Source organism: Halobacterium yunchengense (genome assembly GCF_037031165.1).
Classification (GTDB): Archaea; Halobacteriota; Halobacteria; order Halobacteriales; family Halobacteriaceae; genus Halobacterium; species Halobacterium yunchengense.
Genome location: NZ_JAYEZL010000007.1, coordinates 44,425 through 62,051 on the forward strand (window position 1 = coordinate 44,425; position 17,627 = coordinate 62,051).

Here is a 17,627-nt window from a genome sequence, read left to right on the forward strand (position 1 = left end):
GATGGAGCGAGGCGCGATTCCGACGACGGACGTCCCGGGCGCGGTCGACGTCCAGGCGACGCTTGAGAGCGGACAGACCTACCGCTGGTGGCGGCCCGACGGCGCCACCTACGAGACCGACGGCGCGTCCGGCGGCGACGCCTGGTACCGCACGGTCGTCGGCGGCGACGTCGTGGACGTCCGGCAGACCGCGGACGCCGTGGAGTGGCGGTCGACGACCGACGCCGCCCCGCTCGTCCGCGAACTCCTGGGGCTCGACGACGACCTCCGGGCGATCAGGCGAGCGACCACCGACGACGACCTCGCGCAGGCCGCCTGGGACGCCTACGACGGCCTCCGCATCGTCCGCGACCCGTTCTTCGGCTGCCTGGTGTCGTTCATCTGCTCGGCGCAGATGCGCGTCGAGCGCATCTTCGCGATGCAGGAGGCGCTGCGCCGCGAGTACGGCGAGCGCGTCGAGTTCGGCGGGGAGACCGTCCACGCGTTCCCCGAACCGGAGGCGCTCGCCGCGGCGACCGAACGGGAGCTCCGGGAGCTGAAACTCGGCTACCGCGCGCCGTACGTCCAGCGGACCGCGGAGATGGTCGCCGGCGGCGACCTCACGGAGCGCGACGTCCGCGGCCGCGCGTACGAACTCGCCCGGGAGGAACTCACGGGGTTCGTCGGCGTCGGCGAGAAGGTCGCGGACTGCGTGCTGCTGTTCTCGCTGGGCTACCTCGAGGCCGTCCCGCTCGACACGTGGATCCGTTCGGCCATCGCCGACCACTACCCGGACTGCGACGAGGGGAACTACGCGGCCACCTCGCGGGCCATCCGCGAGCGCCTCGGCCCGTACGCCGGCTACACGCAGACGTACCTCTTCCACTACCTCCGCTCGGGCGGCGACGCCGCGTGACGGCCGCACGCCAATCCGTGTCCCGTGACGACCGCCCGCCAATCCGTGTCCCGTGACGACCGCACGCCGGCCCGCGCCGTAATATTTAGTCGGTAGCGGGCACACTCCCGGCCATGGGCGACAGCGAACGCACGCGCGCTCGCGTGCTCGTCTCCGGGAAGGTCCAGGGCGTCTACTACCGGGCGAACACGCGCGAGGCGGCGACCGACCGCGGCGTCGACGGCTGGGTGCGGAACCTCCGGGACGGCCGGGTCGAGGCGGTGTTCGAGGGCGACCGCGAGGCCGTCGAGGCGATGGTGGAGTGGTGCCACGAGGGGAGTCCCGCAGCGCGCGTCGACGGCGTCGAGGTCGAGTACGGGGACCCCGAGGGCGAGGAGGGGTTCCGCGTCCGGCGGTAGGAACGACTGCGACCCGCCCCCCGCACGCGGAGTTTTTACGGCGGCCGCCCGCGAACGACGAGCCATGATCACGAGCGAGCGGATGGCGGCCGTCGACAGGAACGCGGCCGCGCTGGGGGTGCCGCAGAAACAGCTCATGGAGTCCAGCGGGAACGCCGTCGCCGACGCGGTTCGCGACGCCGCCGACCCGGGCGCGAGCGTCGCCGTCGTCGCCGGCCGCGGGAACAACGGCGGCGACGCGTTCGTCGCGGCGCGCTTCCTGGACGACTACGACGTCGCGGTCCACCTGCTCGGCCGGCCGGAGTCCATCGGGAGCGACGTCAGCCGCGAGAACTGGGAGGCGCTCCAGTCGGCCGAACTCCCCACGGAGGTCGTGAAGGACGCCGCCGCGCTCGACCTCGGCGACCCGGACGTCGTCGTCGACGCCGTCCTCGGCACCGGCGTCGCGGGCGCGCCCAGGGAGCCGGAGGCCTCGGCGATCCGCGCGATCAACCGGACCGACGGCACCGTGGTCGCGGTGGACGTCCCCTCGGGGGTGGACGCGGACTCGGGCGAGACGCCGGGCGTCGCCGTGGACGCCGACCGCGTGGTGACGTTCCACGACGTGAAGCCGGCGCTCGCCGACCGCGAGGACGTGACAGTCGCGGACATCGGCATCCCCGAGGCGGCCGAACTGTTCGTCGGGCCCGGCGACCTCCAGTCGCTGGCACGCGACCCACGCGCCCACAAGGGGGACTTCGGGCGCGTGCTCGTGGTCGGCGGCGGGCCGTACACGGGCGCGCCGGCGCTGAGCGCGCAGGCGGCGCTGCGCGCGGGCGCGGACCTCGCGTACCTCGCGGTCCCGGACAGCGTCGTGGAGCCGATCCGGGGGTACAGCGAGAACCTCATCGTGGACTCGTACGTCGGGACGCGCCTGCTGCCCGAGCACGTCGAGGACCTCCTCTACCGCGCCGGCGAGATGGACGTCGTGGTTCTCGGACCGGGGCTGGGCGACGCCGACGGCACGCTCGCCGCGGTCCGGCAGTTCCTCGCCGGCTACGAGGGGACGGCGGTGGTGGACGCGGACGCCCTCCAGGTCGTGCCGGACGTGGAGACGGACGCGACCCTCGTCTGCACGCCCCACCAGGGCGAACTCCGCGAGATGGGCGGTCCCGAAGCTGAAGACTGGCGCGAGCGCGCGGACGCCGTCGAGGCGTTCGCCGCCGATCTCGGGCACGCGCTCCTCGTGAAGGGCGCCTACGACGTGATCTCCGACGGCGAGGCGACCCGCGTGAACCGGACGGGCAACCCGGGAATGACCGTCGGGGGCACCGGTGACGTGCTCGCCGGCGCGACGGCCGCGATGCTGTCGGTGCTCGAACCCCTGCAGGCGGCGAGCGTCGCCGCGTACGCGAACGGCGCGGCGGGCGACGAGGTGGTCGACGAACGGGGGTACGGCCTGCTCGCGACGGACCTCCTGGACGCGCTCCCCGCCGCGCTGTGGGGTGGTCGGGATGAGTAGCGACGACCGCGAGGCCGACGAGCGGGAGGCCTCGGAGCGAGGAAGCGGCGGGGCCGCGACCAGCGAGCCGGCCGACGACCTGACGCACACGACCGACGAGGGCGACGTGCAGATGGTCGACGTCGGCGGCAAGCCCGACGCCGCGCGCCGCGCCGTCGCCAGGGGGGAGATCCACCTCTCCGAGTCGACCGCCGACGCCATCAGGGACGACGAGATCGGGAAGGGCGACGTGCTCGCGACCGCCAGAGTGGGCGCCGTGCAGGCGGTCAAGCACACGTGGGAGACGATCCCGATGTGCCACCAGATCCCGATCACGAACGTCGAGACTGACTTCGACGTGCGCGAGGACCGCGTGGTGCTGGCGGTGGCCGTCGAGACGACCGGGAAGACCGGCTGCGAGATGGAGGCCCTCGAGGGCGTGACCACGGGGCTGAACGTCGTCTGGGACATGGTGAAGGCCGCCGAGAAGGACGACGACGGACAGTATCCGGGGACGCGGATCGAGGGCGTCGAGGTCGTCGCGAAGGAGAAACGCGTTCTGGAGTGAGCGGTCGCCGGCGCGGCGCCCCGGCGGCGCGCCTGCCGGCGGCCGCCCGGGCCGCCTCCGCGAGGCGGTACGGTCGCCTTTCGGTCGACTCCTGGCGGCTTACTCTCCTGGGGTCCGACTCGTGGCGGCTTACTGCCCCACAGTTTCACCGCAGTCGCCGCCTCGAGGCGGTCCGGCGAGGGTCCGAGCACGCTCTCCGATTCGTCGTGCTTACTGTCGCGGGCCGTCGCCGGTGCCGACCTTACCGACGCCGGTCGAAGAACTAAGCGTACTGATACGTGTTGTTGGCGACAAATAACGAAAGCCGTCCGGGGCGTCTCGACGACAGTGATGGCTCCCAAGTCACCGCGAACGCTGACAGCCGTACTGCTCGCCGCGACCGTCCTGCTCGCCGGCGCCTCCCTGGGCGCCGCGGCCGCACCGGGCGCGCTCGCCGACTCGTCCGACCACGACGACGCGTCCGACCACGACGACGTGGACCCGCAGAACGCCGCGTACCTCTCCGTCGCGCACGCCTCGCCCGACGCGCCCGCTGTCGACGTCTACGTCGACAACGAGAGCGTCCTCGACGACGTCGAGTTCGGCGACGTCAGCGACTACCTCGAGGTCGCCGCGGGCACGTACAACGTCACCATCACCGTCGCCGACGACCGCGAGGCCGTCGTCTTCGAGGGCAACGTCACCGCCGAGCGCGGGACCGCGTCGACCATCGCCGCATCCGGCGAAGTGAGCGAGAACGCCTCGACCGCGTTCACGCCGCGCGTGTACGCCAGCGACGCCCTGACGCCCGACGAGGACGAGGCCGCCGTCCGCGTCGCCCACCTCTCGCCGGACGCGCCGACCGTCGACATCACCGCGGACGACGGCGACGTCGTCCTCGCGGAGAACGTCAGCTTCGGCAACGCCTCCGAGTACGTGACCGTCCCCGAGGGCGACTACGAGATCGAGATCCGCGCCGACACCCCGGACGCAAACGGGACGGTCGTCACCACCGTCGACGTCTCGCTGGACTCCGAGGAGGCGGTGACCGCGTGGGCCGTGGGCTACCTGTCGCCCGACGAGGCCCCCGCGGACACGCCCTTCCGGGTCCTGACGACCGAGGACGCCACGCGCACCATCGAACTGCCCTGACCCGGGGCTGAGGGGTCTGCCCTGCTCCGGGGCTGAGGGCCCTGTTCTGACCCGGGGCTGAGGGCCCTGTTCTGACCCGGGGCTGACGGGCTCACTGTCTTCGCCCCGGCAGAACGAGCGCCGTCAGGCTTCCGCGACGAGGTCGCTGGCCTTCGCGCGCGACTGCTCGACGACCGGCGGCCGCGCCTCGAAGTCGACGACGACCTGGTCGTCGCCGTAGTCGACGTCCCTGACGTGGGCGTGGTCGTGCACCCACGACACCACGCTCATCGTGTCCTCGGTCATCGGCAGGACGAGCGTCTCGCGCTCGCGGTCGGGGAGCTCCTCGTCGATGCGGTCCCGGAGCGCGGCGACGTTGCTCCCCTCCTTGCCGCTCACCGCGACCGGGTTCGGCGCGAGCGCCGACAGCGCCTCCACCTTCTCCGCGAGCTCGTCGTCGCCGACCTCGTCCACCTTGTTGAACACGGTGACGATCGGCGCCTCGTTGCGCTCGTAGAGCGTGTCGTGGCTCGTCACGAGCTTCTCCCGGATGTCGTCGACGGACTCGCTGGCGTCCACGACGAGCAACACCAGATCGGCCTGGTAGACCGACTCCAGCGTGGACTTGAACGACTCCACGAGCCAGTGCGGCAGGTCGCTGATGAACCCCACCGTGTCGGTCACGAGGACGTCCCGGCGGTCCAGCTCCATCCGGCGCGTCGTCGTCCCGAGCGTCGTGAACAGCCGGTCCCGTGACTCCGCCGTGCTGTCGAGGTCGGGGTGGAGGTCCTCGTTCTCGTCGACGTCGAGGTCGTCGGCGAGCCGCCGCAGCAGCGTCGACTTCCCCGCGTTCGTGTACCCCGCCAGCGCCACGAGCTCGAACCCCGACTCCCGCCTGGTCTCGCGGCGCTGGCGCTCGGTCTTCTCGATGTTCTCGAGGTCCTCGCGGATGCGGCTGATCTGGGCCTTGATGTCCTGCTCGCGGCTCTCGTCGTACTCGCCGAGGCCCATGAACCCGGGGCGCTCGTCGCGTTTCGCGAGGCTCGTCTTCGCCTCCGCGCGCGGCAGCTCGTACCGCAGCTCGGCCAGCTCCACCTGGAGCTGGGCCTTCCGCGTCTGCGCGCGCTGCCCGAAGATGTCGAGGATGAGGCGGAAGCGGTCGACGACCTCCGTGTCCCCCGGGAGCCGCTGTCCGAGGTTGTACGTCTGGTAGGGGCCGAGGCTGTTGTCGAAGACGACGCGCTCGGCGCCCGTCTCCTCGACCAGCACCGCCAGCTCCTCGACCTTCCCCTCGCCGAGCTGGAGCGCCGGGTCCGCGGTCCGCGTCTGCGTCACCTCGCCGGCGACCTCGTAGCCCGCGGCGCGCACGAGGTCCCGGATCTCGGCGGTCTCCGGGTCGCCGTCGTCGACGCGCTTGGCGACCACGGCCGTCGCTTGTGTTCCGGTCACTTGCCCCAGCGTACGGTCCGCCGCTACTTAAGCCCCTGGCGCGGCAAAAGAGACTTACCAGTTGGTGACCGAGAAGCGACCATGCCAGACGTCAATCTCACCTCGCTCGGGCTCGAGTTCGGCGGCGGCGCGGGCATCGGCGCCGTCATCGGGTTCGCGGCGAAGAAGGTCGCGAAGCTCATCGCGGTCATCGTCGGCCTCGAGCTCGCGCTGTTCAAGTTCCTCGAGTCCCGCGGCATCCTCACCGTCGACTGGGACCGCCTCACCGCCGGCATGCTCGATTTGACCTCCGCCGCGAACGCCAGCACGCCGCCGTCGTGGGTGAACACCATCCTCTCGACGCTCTCCGTGAGCGCCGGCTTCACCGGCGGCTTCCTGCTCGGCTTCCGGAAGGGGTGACGCAGGCCCCCGAACGGGGTCCAGTGACGCTCCGAAGGAGTAACGCCGACTTACCGAACCAGTAACGCCGACCCGTCCGCCGACCAGGCTGGTGCCGACCCGTCCGCCGTCGACCAGGCTGGATTCGTCCAGTCCGGTGTCGGCCAGTCCGCGCCGCCTACCGCGTCTCCAGTTCGTCCTTGTCCTTGATGATCTGGGTCTCGCCCTCGCCCGACGAGACCTCGTTCACGAGGTCGTAGAAGTCGTTTTGCATCCCGGCGGGGAACGTCATGACGCCCACCCAGGAGCCGTCGGCCTGCCACTCCTCGCGGTCGAGGTCACCGAACTCCCGGAGCTTCGCCTGACCGCTGCCCGCGTGCTCGGGCGGCAGCTGCACGGCGACGGTGACCTCCTCGAAGCGGATCGGGATCACGGGCCGCAGCGCGTCCAGGGCCTCGTCGACCTGGTTCTCCGCGGGCTCCATCGGGTCGACCGTGAACCCGGCCTCCTCGAGGGCGTTCTCGATGCGCTCCGGCGGGTGGGGCGCGTCGTCCATCTGGGGGTTGATGGCGTTCCGCGAGATGATGTTGATGAGCTTGCGCTTCTTGCGCTCCTGCATCTCCTCGCGCTGCTCGGCCGTGATCTGGATCTCGCCGCGGTCGATGACCTCCGGAATGATCTCGAGGGGGTCCGTCGTCCCGAACACCTCCTCGAGGGCCTCCTCGGCCGGCCGGTCGCCGCGCGAGGCGTTCTCGAAGACGTCGCGGGCGGCGATGACGTCCTCGAGCTCTCCCTCGAACTCGCCGCGTTTCATCGCGAGCGCGGCGTCCGGGTCCACGAGCACCTCGAACCGCTCGCCGTGTGTCTCCAGGCGAGCCGTCACCGCCTCGTCCAGTGAAATCATACCAGGGGGTTCGGCGGGGGCGGCTAAAAGCCCTTTTCCCGACGCCGCGAAACGCGGCGGCGTCACGTTCGCGCTACCGGGCGCGTCACGCTCGCGCTACCGGGGACGTCACTCCTCGCTCTCGTCGGCCGGTCCGTCGCCCGTCTCGTCGCCGTCCTCGTCCGCGAGCAGGCCGTGTTCGGCGAGGTACTCGCGGATCTCGTCGTCGGTCAGTTCGATGAACGCGCCCGTCTCGGCGTCGATGGTGGCGACGCCGACGCCCTCCGGCGCGAGACCGTCGCGGATCTCGCCGAGCGCGCGCAACGCGAGTTCGACGCCCTCGTCGAGGGTCAGGGACTCGTCGTAGTTCGCCTCGAGGTACTCCTGGACCGACGAGCGGTTCTCGCCGATGGCGATGGCCTTCCACTCGTACGGCGTCCCCGACGGGTCGGTCTCGAAGAGGCGGGGCTCGCCGTCGGTGACGCCGCCGATGAGCAGGGCGACGCCGAACGGGCGCGCGCCGCCGACCTGCGTGTACTGCTGGATGTGGTCGGTGATGTCCTTCGTCAGCGTCTCGACGCCGATCGGCTCGTCGTACCGCAGGCGGTTGACCTGGGCGTCGCGGCGCGCGAAGTCGATGAGCTGGCGGGCGTCGGCGACGTGGCCCGCGCTCGCGATGCCGATGTGGTCGTCGGCCTTGTGGATCTTCTCGACGGACGCCTCCTCCATCAGCGGCGAGCTGATGCGCTTGTCGACGAGGAGGACGACGCCGCTGTCAGTGCGGACGCCGATGGACGGCGTGCCGCGCTTGACGGCTTCCCGCGCGTACTCGACCTGGTAGAGTCGGCCGTCCGGTGAGAAGATCGTGATGCCGCGGTCGTAGGCCTGCTGTTGGGTCTGCCCTTGCATGGTTTACTGGAGATCGAGGTTCGTCGCGCCCGCGAACGAGCCCTCGCAGTCGACGTCGAGGAGGTCGCCCCGGCGGACGGCGCGCCGGGACTCGCCCGCGAACGCGACGGTCGCTTCCTCTGCGGGTTCGCTCGGCCGTCCTAAATACTTTTCTTCGGCGGCGCGCATCGTCCCGGAGACGCCGCGCACGGCCACTCTGACGGGGTCGCCGCGGACGGCGTCGACGCACGCCAGCGCCGCGCGCCCGCGCTCGACCTCGCCGTGTCGGACGCGGACCAGCGCCTCGCCCGTCCCCTCCGCGAACGAGAAGGCGACCACGCGGAGGTCGGCGTCCGCGCTGCCGGCGTCCCCGAAGAGGTTCTGGGCGGCGAACCAGAGGCTGCGCTGGAAGTCGCCCTCGGCGACGTCGGCGTCCGGCCACGCCTCCAGTTCCACGGCGAGGTACCGCCACCGCGGGCGGAGGTGTTTCGGGAGGTGTTTCATGGCTGGGAGTCCCCGCGTGGCGGCTTACTGCCGTTCGGCGACGAGCACGCCGACCTGCTCGTGGACCAGCTCGACGGCGGTGAGCGCGTAGCCCTCGTCCGTGAACGCGTCCGCGAGCACGCCGACCGTCGCCGGGTCGTCGACCTCGGGGCTGTAGAACGGCTCCGCTGGGTCGGGCTCCCCGAAGAACATCACGTCCCCGAGCACGACCTTCCGGGGGGCGAGGTCGGCGACGACCGAGATCGCCTCGCGCTTCTCGTCGTCGGAGAGGTGGTGCATCGCGAAGTTCGACGTCACCACGTCGACGCTCGCGTCGTCGGGGGCGTTCGGCTCGCGGAACCGTCCCTCGCCGAACTCGACGTTCTCGAGGCCGCGCTCTACGGCCTTCTCGCGGGCCTGGTCCATCATGCCCTCGCTGATGTCCCGGCCGACCACGCGGCCGGCGTCCTCGGCGAGCCCGAGCGCGATAGCGCCGGTCCCGCAGCCGAGGTCCAGCACCACGTCGTCGCTCGCCGGCGCGGCGTGCTCGAGGACGAGCGCGACGCACTCGTTGTACTCCGCGCTCTTGTCCTCGTCGTACTCCGCGGCCACGTCGTCGAACCGCGCGGCGTGCTCCTCAAGCGTCTTCTTCATGTCTGCCTCGTTGCACGCCCGGCGCAATGAACTCCCCGGACTGCCGGTGGCGGTTGCGCTCGGCGATGCCGCCCCACGCCTCGAGACCGGCCCGGATCTGGCCCCGGGTGAACCCGACCTCCTCGCCGACGGCGAGCAGTTCGCGGGGTGCCCGGAGGTGGAGGTGGCTCGCCGGGTCGACGCTCACCACGTAGGGGGCGTCGTAGTGCTCGACGAGCTCGCGGAGCTTCCGGAGGCCCCTGAGCGCCTGCACGCGCTCGCCGCCGCTGGCCCGCAGCACGCGCGAGAGGTCGAACTCGAGGTGGACCGCGTTCCGCTCGGCGGCCTTCACGACGACGTGGTTCACGTCGCCGTCGCCGCGCATCGGGCCGGCGAGCACGTCGACGCGCGGCGACTCCGCGACGAACCGGTTCAGGCCCGGCGTGCCGCCGCGGACGACCAGGACCGTCGCCGACTGCCGGAGGTGGCCGACCGCGCCGCTCGCGTGCGACCGGTCGTCGGCGGCCAGCTCCACCCCGTCGACGACGTCCACGCCGTACTCGTCGACGACCGCCTCGCGGTCGTACTTCGGCCGCGCGTCGGCGTCGCTGCGCACGACGACGCCGTCGTAGCCGACGCTCGCCGCGGTCGCGGCGAACCGCGCGACCGTGCTGTCGCCGTCGGGGTGGGCGTGGACCGCCTCGTACACGACTCCGGGTTCGCCCGCCAGCGGTAAAAACGCGTGCGTTCGCCGCGCGGTCGCACGGGGCGACGGCCGGTGTGGGCCGCCGGGCTACGACAGCGCCTCGCGGGCGTTCTCGACGGCGGCGTCCTTGTTCGCGGGGTAGGCTTCGACCTTCGCGCGGAGCGCGATGCCGTCGCCGAGTTCGGCGACGCCGCGGAACGCCGCCTGCTTGTCGAGGTGGACGAATAGCGAGCAGTTGTCGTCGACGCGCTGGTCGAGCTCCTCGCGGACGCGGTCGACGTCCGCGCCAGCCCGGAGCCTGTCGAGGACGTGACGGATCTCGTCGGCGCGCTCGACGCGCGCGGACAGCACGACGATGCGGTCGCCGAGGTGGCCCTCGGTCTCGGCGCGCTCCAGTTCGACGTCCTCCGGGAGGAAGTGCTGGAGGGCCTCGCGGACGCGCTGTTCGTCCTCCGTGGCGTAGCAGAACGCCCGGAGGTCGACGTAGTGGAACGGGACGCTACTCATCGCGTGCACGTAGTCGACGGACGCCTAAAAGGGTCGCCACTGGGGGCAGGCGGGCGCCGTCAGTGAGTGCAACGGACCGACAGAACTACTTGGAGACGCGAAGAACCCCGAGGGGAGAACCGAATGCGAGACCAGCGTTTCCTGGAGTCCGAGTGGGACTACTGCGTCGTCCTCGACGCCTGCCGGTACGACGTGTTCAGCGACGTCTACGACGAGTACCTCGACGGCGACCTGGAGAAGCGCTGGAGCAACGGGTCGTCGACGCCCGAGTGGGCGTACCGGACGTTCACGGGCAGCCACGACATCGCGTACTTCTCCGGGAACCCCTTCATCAACAGCCTCGGCATCCCCCTGAACGAGCTCAAGTGGGGGGCGTCCTGCGACTACGAGTGGAGCGCCGACGACCACATCAGCGAGGTCGTCGACGTCTGGAAGCACGGCTGGGACGACGACCTCGGCACCATCCCGCCGGAGAGCCTCGCGGCGTCGTTCCACGACAACCAGGACGTCGTCGAGCGCGCCGAGCGCACGGTCATCCACTACATGCAGCCCCACGCGCCCTTCCTCTCGCGGGGCGGCGGCCAGAAGCTCAGGCAGATACAGAAGGGCATCAGGCGGCAGGGCGAGCGGGACGGCGACGGCGGCGGCCTGCTGTCGTCTGTCGGGGACGCGGTGCGGCCGCGCGTCGAGAGCGTCCTCGACGACAGCAACCTCGCGATGAAACTCGGGCTCTGGCTGGAGACCGGGCTCGGCGGCGTGTTCACGGACGGCACCCGGGAGACGGCGATGCAGTACCACGAGGAGAACTTACGCATCGCCCTGGAGGGCGTCGCGGACCTCGTCGACTCCCTGGACGGCGACGTCGTCGTCACCGCCGACCACGGCGAGGCGTTCGGCGAGCAGGGCGTCTGGGAACACCACATCGAGACCCACATCCCCGTGCTGATGGAGGTCCCGTGGCTGGAACTCGACCAGTGACGGCGCCGCGTTCTGCGCGAGCGCGACCGCGGAGTGACGTCGAGTTCGCAGTGTGAGCGCGCAGCGACGCCGAGCGTCGAGACCGACAGCGCAGCGACCTCGAGTCCTCAGTCCCCCGTGGCGTCCGCTCGCGCGCCGCCGTCGGGCTCCGGGAGGTAGGTCGCCGCGACCTCGGCGACCCGCGCGGCGCCGTTCGCGCGCGGCTCTGGCGGCGCCGCGTCGTCGAGAAGCGCCTCGACGTCGGCGATGGAGTCGGCCGCGTAGAACCCGGGGGTGTCCGCGAGCGCGTCGACGACGCCGCGCTGCTCGCTCGTCGCGGGCACCACGACGCAGGCCGTGCCCGCCACCGCGCACTCCATCACCGTCGAGTAGCCGCTGCAGACGACGAGGTCCGCGCCCGCGACGAACGGCTGGAGGGACTCCTGGGTCTCCCAGTCGTCGCCGCCCACGAGCGTCACCGACCGCCCCCGCGCCTCGAGGCGGTCGGCGAGCTCGTCGGGGTCGACGCTGAACGCCGACGGCACCACGAGCACGTCGACGTCCGCGGGCTCGCCGGTCGCGAGCTGCGCCATCGGCGGGATCTCGACGGCGCCCGGGATCGTCGGCGCGCCGTCCCACACCTTCGGCAGCAGGAACTGCTCGGCGCCGCGGCGCGCGAGGCGGTTGCGCACCCACGCGCCGGCGCGCTCGACGGCGGTGTCGTAGAACCCCGAGGGGTCGTGGGAGACGTAGACGAACCGCTGGCCGTGCAGCGTCGCCGCGACGGCAGCGGAGATGTCGTCCGTGACCAGGAGGGCGGGCACCTCGCGGTCGAACCACGCCCGGTAGCGGTCGACGCGCTCGTAGACGGCGGGCGCGCTGTTCCGCAGCACCGCGAGCAGGTTGCCGTCCTGGTAGTCGCCGACGAAGTCGACGTCCGGCGGCTCGTACTCCGTGTAGCCGTTCGCCTCCACGAACTTCACGCCGGGGCCGCCGCCCGCGATGACCGTGTCGTAGCCGGCGGCCTCGAGCTCCTCGACCACCGCCAGCATCCGCGTGGCGTGGCCGGCGCCCTCGCAGTAGTGCGCGACAGCCACCTTCGGCGGCCGGCCGCTCGGTTCGGTAGTCACTACCGGGTCTGCGGACCGAACGGACATAAATGGACCCGAACGCGGCCGTCGGTCACTCGCGGACGCCGAGCACGCTCGTCGCGCCAGCGCCGACGGTCGTCGTCAGGAGGTAGCCGCCGACGCTGTGGATGGTGACCGCGGCGGCGATGGTCGACGCGCTGACGGGCGTCAGCAGCGCCAGCAGCGTGACGTTGATGGCCTCGGTGCCGCCGAGGCCGCCCGGCGTCGGGAACAGCGACCCGACCTTCCCGAGCGGCAACACGAAGAAGGGCACGTAGACGGGAATCGCGCTCTGGAGCGCGAGGAACGTCACCCAGAGGCCGACGGCCTGCCACGCCCACCCGAGCGCGGAACAGCCGATCGCGGCGGCCAGCCGCTCGCGGGAGACCGCGACCCGCTGGACGGCGTTCGCGAAGCCGACGAAGCGCTCCCTGACGGTCTCGATGTCCGGCACGGAGACGACGGGAATCGCGCTCGCGACGCGGTGGAGGGGCGGCCCGAGCACGGACAGCCGCCGGCCGATGCGGCCGCGGTTCCGCCAGACGACGAACGCCAGCAGCGGCAGCCCCACGGCGGCGACCAGCACGAACACCGGAATCCAGCCGAGCTTCCCGTCTGTGGCCGTCGTCGCGACGAAGTACAGCGCGCCGCCGGACGCGAACGCCAGCGACGGGACGACGTTGATGGCGTCGAGGCTGGCGATGGACGCGAGGCTCACCTCGTAGTCGGTGTCCGCGGTCCTCGTGAGCAGCCACGCCGTGACGGGTTCGCCGCCCGCCTGTCCGAACGGCGTGACGTGGTTCGCGAACGCGCCCGCCGCCTGCACGAGCAGGACGTTGTGGAGGGGGACGTCGACCTCGAGCGCCGAGAGGACGTTCCAGAGCGCGAACCCCCAGGAGACGTTCCACAGGAGGATGGTCGCGACGACGCCGACGAGCAGCACGGGGTCGGCGTTGCGCGCCGCGGCGAACACCTCCTCGGCGTCCACCAGCCAGAACATGACGGCGAACACGGCCGCCGCGGCCGCGAGACCGGCGAGCGTCGCGACGTAGTCCTCTCGCTGCACGCCTGCGAGTGACACCCCGGACCGAATCAATCCATCGAAGTCGGCGCTCCCGGCTCGGCGGGGAAATCGGTCCGAGTCGGCGCTCCGCTGGCTCGGCGGGGAAACCGGTGCGTGGGAGCCGGTGGCGCTCTGCCCCGAATGGGAGGTTTTTTCTCCGCGCACGACCACCGACGCACCGAGCACCGCCCGAAAATGTTCCGCCAGCGAGCCGACTCCATCGATGGTTGATGTCGCCGGGCAGGCGGCGAACGTCGCCCGCAACCTCCGGTACCGGCCAGCCGCCGCAGTCCGCGAGTTCGCAGCCCTGGTCCGGTACGCCGTGACGTCGACGACCACCGCCGACCCCGTCCTGGACGCCGACTGGGACGTCCTCGTGGTCCTGGACGCGTGCCGCGCGGACCTGTTCCGCGAGGTCGCCGCCGACGCCGACCACGACTTCCTCCCGGACCGACCGGGCTCGCGGACGTCGCCCGCGAGCTCCTCGGAGGAGTGGCTGGCCGAGGTGTTCGGCGCCGCCAGCGACGACGCCCTCCGGGACCTCGCGTACGTGACCGGGAACCCGTTCTCGGCGAGCGAACTGGACGCCGGCCGGTTCCGGGCCGTCGAGGAAGTGTGGCGGTACGCGTGGGACGACGACCTCGGGACGATTCCGCCCCGGCCCGTCACCGACGCCGCGATCCGGACGTGGCGCGACGGCGACGCCGACCGCATGGTCGTCCACTACATGCAACCGCACTTCCCGTCGATCCCCGCCGCCGAGGACGGCGACGCGGACGGCGGCATCGAACTCGACCGGTTCGGGGAGACCGACCTCTCCGTCTGGGACGACCTCCGGTTCGGCCGCCGCGGCGTCGAGGAGGCGTGGACCGCGTACCGGCGCAACCTCGAACTCGTCCTCGCGGACCTCGCCGTGCTGTTCGCGAACCTCGACGCGGACCGCGCGATAGTGACCGCCGACCACGGGAACGCGTTCGGCGAGCGCGGCGTCTACGGCCACCCCGGCGGCGTCGACCTCCCCGTGCTGCGCGAGGTGCCGTGGTGTGCGGTGTCGCCGACCGACGACCGCACCCGCGAGCCCGCCGAACGGGACGCGGCGGCCGACGAACCGACTGACGAGGCCGAAATCGAGCAGCGGCTCGCAGACCTGGGGTACCGAACGTGACCGACGCACCCGGGGAGACGGCAGCCGACGGCGCGGACGAACTGCGTGGCGACGGCGCGGACGAACTGCGTGGCGACGATGCGGACGAACTGCGTGGCGACGATGCGGACGAACTGCGTGGCGACGATGCGGACGGACGGGCCGACGACCGCCCGAACCTCCTGTTGGTGTGCGTGGACTGCCTCCGCCAGGACTTCCTTCGGCGGGACGCCGTGGACACGCCGTTCCTCGACTCGCTGCGCGAGCGCGGCATGGAGTGCACGGAGCTGTACGCCACCGCGACGACCACCACGCCCGCCGTCGCGAGCCTGCTGACGGGCGCGTACGGCGAGGTCAACGGCATCCAGTCGCTGCGCCGCGGCAGCCTCAGCGACGACGTCGAGCCGATGGCGTCGGTGCTCGGCGACCGCGGCTACCACACGGAGGCGATGGCGACCGGGCCGCTCGTCCCCGAGACCGGCCTCGATAGGGGGTTCGACGTCTACGAGTGCCGGGACCGCGACGAGGACATGTTCAGCGACTGGCGCGAGGACGCGCTCGACCGCCTCGCGGGCCTGCCGGAGCCGTTCGCGGCGTTCGTCCACCTCTGGGAGATCCACGAGGACGTCCGCGTCCCCGACGAGTACGACAGCCCGGCGTACGGCGAGACGCCGTACGGCCGCGCGTTCTCCGCGCTCGACCGCGAGGTCGAGGCGCTCGTCGACGCCGTCCCCGAGGACACCGTGGTGGCGTTCGTGGGCGACCACGGCGAGAGCGTCACCCACCGCGACAACCCCCTGCGGTTGCTCGCGAAGTCCGTCCGCGACGCCGTCCGGTACTACGGCGGCGTCGACACGCGCGGCCTCGAGGAGCGACTCAACGGCTACTGCGACGGGTTCGGGCCCGACATCCACGACCACTTCCTTGAGAACGGCCACGGCGAGAACGTCTACGACTTCACTGCGAACGTCCCGTTCGTGCTCGCCGGCCCGGGCGTCGAGCCGTCCACGGTCGACGCCCAGGTCCGGCAGATAGATATTCTGCCGACGATCCTGGACGCGCTCGGCGTCGACCACGAGACCGACGGCGACCCCATCGAACCCGGCGTCGAGGACCGCGTCGCGTACATGCGCGCCTGCGGGGCGTCCCTGCACGGCGAGCGGAACTGGGCGCGCGCGGTCCGCTACGGCGACGCGAAGTACGTCGAGTACCCCGAGCGCGACTGGCCGCCGGGCGTCTACGACCTCGCCGAAGACCCCCGGGAACTGCGCCGCGTCGACGACCCGGACCTCGAGGCCGAACTCGCCGACCGCCTCCCCGAGCGCGGCGTCGACCCGACGGACGTCGAGATGCTCGACATCAACGAGCGCCTCGAGGACCTCGGCTACCTCTAGTTCTCGCGGGCGCCACGCGCCGCTTCGCGACCGACCCCGAACCGCAGAACTAACCGCCCTACTCCTCGTCTTCGTCTTCGTCGTCGGCGTCGTCCTCGTCGCCGTCCGCGAGCTCGAGGCTGTCCTCGGGGACGCCGGCCTCCTGGCCGTCCTCGAAGCTCACCGTGTAGTTCGGCTCGCCGAACATCGTCTCGACGACCTGCGTGACAGTGCCGGTCTCGCCGTCGAACTCGCTGTGCTTGTCGTGGAGGACGACCTCGTCGTCTTCTTCGAAGCTCATGGACCACTGTTCCGGCGGCCCGGTCAAAAGGGACCCGGTTTCGGGTCTCCGTAACGGTAACGTGGGAGTCCGCCGTAGTACCGCGCATGACCACCGCACGCCCCCCGCTCGCAGCGTCCGCCAGCCGCAGGCCGAGACCGCAGGCCGATGCCCGTCGATGACCTCTGGTACCTCGCGAGCCGCGCGGAACAGCGGGCCGAGCGCGCGTACCACGCGCTGACCGCGTCCCACGACGACTTCCTGGAGTTCGACCGCCACCGGACGGTGTCGCGGCGGCGGTTCCGCACGCTCGCCGAGCGCGTCGAACGCACCGGCGCGCCGTTCGGCGCGCACACGGCCGTCTACCGGGAGAACGGCGACGTGCTGCTCGTGCGCCACGAGGACGTCGACCTCTGGGTGCTGCCCGGCGGCGGCGTCGACGGCGACGAGTCGTTCCGCGAGGCGGCGCGCCGCGAACTCCACGAGGAGGCGGGCGTCGACGCCACCTACGACGGCCTCGCGATGGTGACGTCGGTCAGCTTCGCGTGCGACGGCTACTCGTCGTGGGGCGTCCTCCCGGTCTTCGAGGCGTGCGCGGACGACACCGACCTCGAGGTCCGGGACCCGGACGGCGAGATCTCGGCTGCCGCGTGGTTCGCCGACTTCCCCGACGACACCCGCGACCGCGGGCAGCTCCAGCGGTGGCGGGACCGCGCGCTCTCGTAGGACTTACGGTCGCCGGACGGGTCCGGACGCGCATGGACGTCCGCGTGCCGTCGGACAGCGAGCGGGCCGCCGTCGTCGACCGGCTGCTGCGGCCGGCGTACCGCGACGCGGAGGCCCGCGACCCCGCGTTCAGCGACCTCGCCGAGGACGCCGTCGCGGCCGAGGACTGCTCGCGGTGGCTGGACGACGACGCGCGGACGATGTTCGTCGCCTACGACCCCGGGCCGGTCGGGTTCGTCTCCGGCGGCGTCGCCGACTCGCCCGCGCTGTACTCGCGCGGCCAGCGCTGCTACGTCGACGGCCTCTACGTGGTCGGCGACCGCCGCCGCGAGGGGGTCGCCGGCCGCCTGCTCGAGGAGCTGTCCGCGTGGGGCCGCGACCGCGGCGCCGAGTACGTCAGTCTCTCCGTGCACGTCGACAACGACGCCGCGAACGCGTTCTACCGGAGCCAGGGGTTCGACGTGAAGTTCCGGAGCCTGCGGCGGGAGCTCTGAGCGACCGGCCCACAGCTGGCAGCCCAAAGACACTTCGTCCCGGGCCGCGACAGGGCGACCACTCGGCCGGCGACCGCCGGCA

The 17,627-nt window shown here is 71.8% G+C and carries 21 protein-coding genes; 11 read left to right on the forward strand and 10 right to left on the reverse strand.

Going from position 1 to position 17,627, the window contains the following annotated elements:
- Position 1: 1 nt before the first annotated feature.
- The 5 genes from U5911_RS16375 to U5911_RS16395 all read left to right on the forward strand — a co-directional run bounded on the left by U5911_RS16375 (position 2) and on the right by U5911_RS16395 (position 4,472).
- Positions 2-895, forward strand: a complete 894-nt coding sequence (locus tag U5911_RS16375) for a DNA-3-methyladenine glycosylase family protein (protein WP_336038151.1) — start codon at positions 2-4, stop codon at positions 893-895.
- Between the two features lie 113 nt (positions 896-1,008).
- Entirely contained in the window at positions 1,009-1,293 is a 285-nt protein-coding gene (locus U5911_RS16380) for an acylphosphatase (RefSeq protein ID WP_336038153.1), read from the forward strand.
- 64 nt (positions 1,294-1,357) lie between these two features.
- Positions 1,358-2,794 (forward strand): NAD(P)H-hydrate dehydratase, encoded by a 1,437-nt coding sequence (locus tag U5911_RS16385; protein ID WP_336038155.1) that lies wholly within the window; start codon positions 1,358-1,360, stop codon positions 2,792-2,794.
- Positions 2,787-3,341, forward strand: coding sequence for a cyclic pyranopterin monophosphate synthase MoaC (moaC, locus tag U5911_RS16390; RefSeq protein ID WP_336038156.1), 555 nt, complete (start codon positions 2,787-2,789; stop codon positions 3,339-3,341). Before U5911_RS16385 ends, moaC begins: the two co-directional genes overlap by 8 nt.
- Before the next feature lie 330 nt (positions 3,342-3,671).
- Entirely contained in the window at positions 3,672-4,472 is an 801-nt protein-coding gene (locus U5911_RS16395) for a DUF4397 domain-containing protein (protein WP_336038158.1), read from the forward strand.
- Between the two features lie 123 nt (positions 4,473-4,595).
- On the opposite strand, the gene hflX is transcribed toward U5911_RS16395, so the two are convergent.
- Positions 4,596-5,900: a GTPase HflX gene (gene hflX / locus U5911_RS16400; protein WP_336038160.1), complete on the reverse strand. Its 1,305-nt coding sequence runs from the start codon at positions 5,898-5,900 to the stop codon at positions 4,596-4,598.
- A gap of 81 nt (positions 5,901-5,981) precedes the next feature.
- Between hflX and U5911_RS16405 the strand changes: the two genes are divergently transcribed.
- Complete coding sequence (locus U5911_RS16405) at positions 5,982-6,299, forward strand: FUN14 domain-containing protein (protein ID WP_336038161.1); 318 nt, start codon at positions 5,982-5,984, stop codon at positions 6,297-6,299.
- A gap of 157 nt (positions 6,300-6,456) precedes the next feature.
- Here U5911_RS16405 and U5911_RS16410 read toward each other — a convergent pair whose 3' ends face one another.
- From U5911_RS16410 to U5911_RS16435, 6 genes are all read right to left on the reverse strand, one after another.
- On the reverse strand, positions 6,457-7,182 hold the full coding sequence (locus U5911_RS16410; RefSeq protein WP_336038162.1) for a ribosome assembly factor SBDS: 726 nt from the start codon (positions 7,180-7,182) through the stop codon (positions 6,457-6,459).
- 108 nt (positions 7,183-7,290) lie between these two features.
- Positions 7,291-8,070, reverse strand: coding sequence for an archaeal proteasome endopeptidase complex subunit alpha (gene psmA / locus U5911_RS16415; protein WP_336038164.1), 780 nt, complete (start codon positions 8,068-8,070; stop codon positions 7,291-7,293).
- 3 nt (positions 8,071-8,073) lie between these two features.
- On the reverse strand, positions 8,074-8,553 hold the full coding sequence (locus U5911_RS16420; protein ID WP_336038165.1) for an Rpp14/Pop5 family protein: 480 nt from the start codon (positions 8,551-8,553) through the stop codon (positions 8,074-8,076).
- A gap of 24 nt (positions 8,554-8,577) precedes the next feature.
- The gene (locus U5911_RS16425; RefSeq protein WP_336038167.1) at positions 8,578-9,186 is read right to left on the reverse strand and encodes a class I SAM-dependent methyltransferase; all 609 of its coding nucleotides are present in this window, start codon (positions 9,184-9,186) and stop codon (positions 8,578-8,580) included.
- Complete coding sequence (locus tag U5911_RS16430; protein WP_336038169.1) at positions 9,170-9,874, reverse strand: RNase P subunit p30 family protein; 705 nt, start codon at positions 9,872-9,874, stop codon at positions 9,170-9,172. The genes U5911_RS16425 and U5911_RS16430 overlap by 17 nt, the downstream gene beginning before the upstream one ends.
- Before the next feature lie 84 nt (positions 9,875-9,958).
- The gene (locus tag U5911_RS16435; RefSeq protein ID WP_336038170.1) at positions 9,959-10,378 is read right to left on the reverse strand and encodes an RNA-binding protein; all 420 of its coding nucleotides are present in this window, start codon (positions 10,376-10,378) and stop codon (positions 9,959-9,961) included.
- A 123-nt stretch (positions 10,379-10,501) separates the two neighbouring features.
- Between U5911_RS16435 and U5911_RS16440 the strand changes: the two genes are divergently transcribed.
- Positions 10,502-11,356 (forward strand): hypothetical protein, encoded by an 855-nt coding sequence (locus tag U5911_RS16440; RefSeq protein ID WP_336038171.1) that lies wholly within the window; start codon positions 10,502-10,504, stop codon positions 11,354-11,356.
- 107 nt (positions 11,357-11,463) lie between these two features.
- Here U5911_RS16440 and U5911_RS16445 read toward each other — a convergent pair whose 3' ends face one another.
- Together U5911_RS16445 and U5911_RS16450 are read right to left on the reverse strand one after the other, a co-directional pair.
- Positions 11,464-12,465: a glycosyltransferase gene (locus tag U5911_RS16445; RefSeq protein ID WP_336038173.1), complete on the reverse strand. Its 1,002-nt coding sequence runs from the start codon at positions 12,463-12,465 to the stop codon at positions 11,464-11,466.
- Between the two features lie 52 nt (positions 12,466-12,517).
- Positions 12,518-13,531 carry a lysylphosphatidylglycerol synthase transmembrane domain-containing protein gene (locus tag U5911_RS16450; RefSeq protein ID WP_336038175.1) on the reverse strand — a complete coding sequence of 338 codons (1,014 nt, stop codon included), beginning with the start codon at positions 13,529-13,531 and terminating at the stop codon, positions 12,518-12,520.
- Positions 13,532-13,751: 220 nt separating this feature from the next.
- Between U5911_RS16450 and U5911_RS16455 the strand changes: the two genes are divergently transcribed.
- Both U5911_RS16455 and U5911_RS16460 read left to right on the forward strand, forming a co-directional pair.
- Complete coding sequence (locus tag U5911_RS16455; RefSeq protein WP_336038176.1) at positions 13,752-14,693, forward strand: alkaline phosphatase family protein; 942 nt, start codon at positions 13,752-13,754, stop codon at positions 14,691-14,693.
- On the forward strand, positions 14,690-16,066 hold the full coding sequence (locus U5911_RS16460; RefSeq protein ID WP_336038178.1) for a sulfatase-like hydrolase/transferase: 1,377 nt from the start codon (positions 14,690-14,692) through the stop codon (positions 16,064-16,066). The genes U5911_RS16455 and U5911_RS16460 overlap by 4 nt, the downstream gene beginning before the upstream one ends.
- Before the next feature lie 58 nt (positions 16,067-16,124).
- On the opposite strand, the gene U5911_RS16465 is transcribed toward U5911_RS16460, so the two are convergent.
- Complete coding sequence (locus tag U5911_RS16465; RefSeq protein WP_336038179.1) at positions 16,125-16,346, reverse strand: DUF1918 domain-containing protein; 222 nt, start codon at positions 16,344-16,346, stop codon at positions 16,125-16,127.
- Positions 16,347-16,493: 147 nt separating this feature from the next.
- Here U5911_RS16465 and U5911_RS16470 point away from each other — a divergent pair, with 147 nt between their 5' ends.
- Positions 16,494-17,051 (forward strand): NUDIX hydrolase, encoded by a 558-nt coding sequence (locus tag U5911_RS16470; RefSeq protein ID WP_336038181.1) that lies wholly within the window; start codon positions 16,494-16,496, stop codon positions 17,049-17,051.
- Between the two features lie 32 nt (positions 17,052-17,083).
- A complete protein-coding gene (locus U5911_RS16475; RefSeq protein ID WP_336038182.1) occupies positions 17,084-17,545 on the forward strand; it encodes a GNAT family N-acetyltransferase in 462 nt (153 codons plus the stop codon).
- The last annotated feature ends 82 nt before the right edge of the window (positions 17,546-17,627 follow it).